We start from the raw sequence: 3,658 nt of genomic DNA on the forward strand, positions 1-3,658 counted from the left end.
ACTTAAAGACAATTAGCGACTTTTAATATGTCGCTAAATCATCCGTCTCATAACCGAATCCTGCCCCCGCTACCATATAAAAGAAAGGCAGATCAGTAACTTACTGGTCTGCCTTTTTTGCTTTCTGAACCTGAAATTTTCTCCGTGCCCTCACCGTGCCCTATGCGTGCCAATTTCCGATTTGGATGTTTTGGCCCATCTTCGCTTTTGACCTTCAGTCTTCTGGGGCACGGAACATTAACTCCTGCTCTCATGCCTAGTAAAAAGAGTCACTTCTCGTCTTCAGGTTCTTCAGACTCGCCTGAGATTTCCTTGATGTGCGTGATCAATTGCTCAACAGAACAGTCGAAATAAGTGCATAGCTTATCAATGTTGTCCGTTACTGTGCTGTGGCCGGGATGGTTGATGATTTTCGACAGTGTCATCCTGTTAATGCCGGTGTCCTTAGCTATTTCACCGATAGTGATTCGTCGTTTCTCGGCAAATTCCTTATCTGCTATCAATTCCTTTAAATGGAAGCGGATCATCTCTTTGCTCTTTTTGATAAAAAAAAGTATCAAACGCCACTTGCAATTATCATGATAGGGCGTATATTGATGATCAATTGATAATAAAAACTATCAACTGATCATTGGTTTGCAAAAGGAGATGTTCTCATGAACAACACATACCTGACAACTGAAGAGCTCTCAGAGCGTATCAAGTATGACCCCCGCACTATCCGTCAGTGTCTGAAAGACAGCGTTCTGTTAGAGGGCAAACATTATATCCGTCCATTTGGCGGCCGAAAGATTCTCTACATCTGGGAGATCATTGAGGAAGACATGCTCAGCATGGCTCAGAACAACCTGGCCATCCCGATGGCAAGCGGAGGTGTTTGTCATGGCTAAGGTACGTGCACGAGCCGATACAAAGAAGCTCTTTATCGATTTTCGGTACCAAGGAATACGCTGCAGAGAACAAACTCTGCTAAGCGACACAGCCCGTAATCGTAAACAACTCGAAACATTGATCCAGCGAATGGAAGCCAAAATGTTAGTCGGGGATTTTGATTATGCAGAGTTCTTTCCGGGGAGCAAGAATCTCAAAAAGCTTGAGGAGGCAGGAGTTCTTTCCAATAAGAGCGACGATGGTTTTGAGCCATCGGAGTCTACTACTCCAGGTTTCCCAGACTTCACCGACCAATGGTTCCTGGAATCTAAAATCCAGTGGCGCAACTCCCACGTCCGCAATGTAACCTCTATTCTCGAAAGCTCGCTCAAGCCGGCGTTCAAGAACAAGCGGGTGGGCGAGATCACCAAGGCGGATATTCTGGCAGCCCGCAACAAGATGGCCCGGCGGAAGGGCAGGGGGCCCAGTGGGTTGATGGCACCCAAGACCGTCAATAGCCATATGACAATCCTCCGGATGATATTGACCGAAGCTGCCGAACGGTATGATTTCACGAATCCTTATCTCAATATCAAACCGCTGAAACAGCAGAAGGTTCATATCGAGCCGTTTTCTATGGCGGAAGTTGAGACCATCCTCAAACGGGTGCGCGAAGACTATCGCAATTACTACTTGGTGCGCTTTTACACCGGCATGCGCACCGGAGAAGTGGATGGCCTGAAGTGGGAGCATGTGGACTTCGAACGCCGTGAGATTTTGGTGCGTGAAACCTTGATTCACGGCAAGACGGAATACACAAAAACAGACGGCTCTCAGCGCGAGATCCCCATGTTTGGCCCAGTGCACGACGCACTTAAAGAGCAATACGAGGCAACCGGAAAGCTCAGCAAGTTTGTGTTTTGCAATCGCCTCGGTGAGCCGCTGGATCACAACAACGTCACCAAGCGAGTTTGGTATCCCTTATTGGAGCACCTAAAGCTAAAAAAGCGACGGCCTTATCAAACCCGCCACACGGCCGCGACATTGCTTTTGGCATCAGGTGAAAACCCAGAATGGGTGGCTCGTACGCTGGGCCACTCATCTACAGAGATGCTGTTCAAAGTGTACTCCCGATATATCCCGAACCTGACTCGTATGGATGGCAGCGCCTTTGAGCGCCTGATTCAGAGCAGGGTGATCGACAACGACCAGGAGATGGGTAATGAAACTGAATGAACTGCGCCCGTTAATGAAAAAGACCTTCAACGGCACCTACCGCCTGACTGGCCGCGTAGCCTGTTTTGATGATGATGGTATTCCGTATCTGAAACTTCGCTTGAGCAGCTGTGCCAGCGACATCGTGGTACTGGCGGTGATTGGTTCTCTGTTCATCCCGGAACATCTGGGCCACATGGATCTGGTCGTGGTCAAGGGTCAGGTGTGTGTCGGTGGGGAGGAAAGTGAGATTCTGCTGACCGATATCCGCCGCCCGCTGCAGGCAGACGTTGCCAGCCTACCAGTACTGCAAACGTTGCCACGGACGTTCTGCCCAAAGCCGGAGGCACTGGATCAGTTAGTTGCTGCGGTTCGGTCTTTGCGGTCAGTTTCATTACAGATGTTTATTAAGCGAGTATTGGAGCGCCGTGACAGGCTGGAAGTTTTTCTGAACGCTCCTGCGAGCAGAAATTATCATCATAACGAGCCCGGCGGGCTGTTGGCTCATTCTCTGGACGTGGCGAAGAACGTGCTGGTCATGACGGAGACTAATGAACCCGGAATGCCTCGGGAACTTCAGGAACTTGGTTTCGTTGCGGGATTGTTGCACGACATCGGCAAGACCTACACCTACGACAAGTGGGGGAAACCAACAGCAACCGCGAGATTGTGTGACCACGCCGACTTGACTCTGGAGGCCTGTGCCTACGGTTTGGCTTATCTCGATAAACGAGATCCTGATGCGGCTCTTGCACTCAGGCATATTTGGACCTGTGCATCGCCCGGCGCACGCTATGGTGTCAGCCCTGCCATGACGCTTGCCCGCTATGTTCGAGACGCCGATGCCCAGAGTGCCATGGCTGACAATCAGCGGAAGGCCTACCGAAAGCGTCAGCCAATCGGTTTTGGACGGCTCGGAAACAACGTGTATTGGCGGCCATCGATAGAAGCTCATGGATGAGACAGATGAACAGTACAGCGAGGGGTGTGGTACGGTGCGGCTACACCCCTTTTCTTTGTCTGCCGGGGCGTAAGGAAAGCACTTCCAATAGGACGAAGGCATTTGCCCGCCAACGGTGCTAAGGTCAGGAAAATATAGCCTCCAGAGCCAAGGATATGCCGAAAACCTACTACCTCCACGGCTTCGCTAGCCGCTTCGATATCACCAGCGATAAACTCAAAACACTCGCAAGACTTGGCCCCGTGTATGGTCACGACATCGACTACACTCAGGCCTCGGAAGACGTTATTGAAGATAGTTTGGACAAGCTGATGCAAGTGAACCCGGATCTTCTGGTTGGGACCTCAATGGGGGGATGGTTGGCGGGGATTTTGGGAGCCGAAACCGGCATTCCGTTTGTCGCCATCAATCCGGTGACGGATCCGGCTCACACTCTCAAGCCGTGGATAGGGCAAGGTGTGGATCATCAGGGGCAAGCCTATCAACTGACGGCTGAAGTGGTTTCTGGCTACTATCCTTTCACCCACTGTGGCAGCGGGCTCGTGCTGCTAGATCAGGGGGATGAACTGCTTCCCTGGAATGATACCGTAAGAGCGCTTGGGGATTATTTTC

At 50.9% G+C, this 3,658-nt stretch carries 5 protein-coding genes; 4 read left to right on the forward strand and 1 reads right to left on the reverse strand.

The genetic code is table 11. From position 1 onward, the window contains the following. Positions 1 to 269 precede the first annotated feature (269 nt). Positions 270 to 527, reverse strand: a complete 258-nt coding sequence (locus ACTH3S_RS08915; protein ID WP_441808663.1) for a helix-turn-helix domain-containing protein — start codon at positions 525 to 527, stop codon at positions 270 to 272. Positions 528 to 656: 129 nt separating this feature from the next. Here ACTH3S_RS08915 and ACTH3S_RS08920 point away from each other — a divergent pair, with 129 nt between their 5' ends. From ACTH3S_RS08920 to ACTH3S_RS08935, 4 genes are all read left to right on the forward strand, one after another. Continuing rightward, a complete protein-coding gene (locus ACTH3S_RS08920) occupies positions 657 to 890 on the forward strand; it encodes a hypothetical protein (protein ID WP_008170356.1) in 234 nt (77 codons plus the stop codon). Further along, entirely contained in the window at positions 883 to 2,106 is a 1,224-nt protein-coding gene (locus tag ACTH3S_RS08925; RefSeq protein WP_441808664.1) for a tyrosine-type recombinase/integrase, read from the forward strand. The genes ACTH3S_RS08920 and ACTH3S_RS08925 overlap by 8 nt, the downstream gene beginning before the upstream one ends. Continuing rightward, complete coding sequence (locus ACTH3S_RS08930) at positions 2,093 to 3,046, forward strand: TraI domain-containing protein (protein WP_441808665.1); 954 nt, start codon at positions 2,093 to 2,095, stop codon at positions 3,044 to 3,046. Before ACTH3S_RS08925 ends, ACTH3S_RS08930 begins: the two co-directional genes overlap by 14 nt. A gap of 155 nt (positions 3,047 to 3,201) precedes the next feature. Beyond that, positions 3,202 to 3,658: YqiA/YcfP family alpha/beta fold hydrolase (locus ACTH3S_RS08935; protein WP_441808666.1), on the forward strand; the 457-nt coding region annotated here is incomplete at its 3' end.

The organism is Marinobacter sp., assembly GCF_052094685.1.
Classification (GTDB): Bacteria; Pseudomonadota; Gammaproteobacteria; order Pseudomonadales; family Oleiphilaceae; genus Marinobacter.